1 protein-coding gene is annotated in these 239 nt (G+C 63.6%); it reads left to right on the plus strand.

Annotation, left to right across the window (positions count from 1 at the left end):
* Positions 1 to 113 (plus strand): hypothetical protein (locus tag ACFZPT_RS26950; RefSeq protein ID WP_379559167.1); only part of this gene is annotated, 113 nt, incomplete at its 5' end.
* Positions 114 to 239: the final 126 nt, after the last annotated feature.

The following is a 239-nucleotide window of genomic DNA, read 5'->3' on the forward strand; positions in this document are numbered from 1 at the left end:
TCAGCGCCGAAGGCCGCAGCGACACTGAGCCGGTGGCCAGCAACGCCACCGCCGAAGGCCGTGCCCGCAATCGTCGGGTTGAAATCACCGTTTTGGGGGAGGGCGTCGAGTGAAGGCGTTTTTCAGTTTTATGATTCGCTGGGTGATGCCGCTACTGGGCCTGATCGCCCTGAGTCTGATCATCTGGTTTGTCGCGCCGTTGCTCGACGTGCTGGTGCCGCAAGGGCGCCGCTGGGCGT

The sequence above is a fragment of the Pseudomonas sp. MD330_10 genome (assembly GCF_042610415.1).
GTDB classification, from domain to species: Bacteria; Pseudomonadota; Gammaproteobacteria; order Pseudomonadales; family Pseudomonadaceae; genus Aquipseudomonas; species Aquipseudomonas rhodesiae.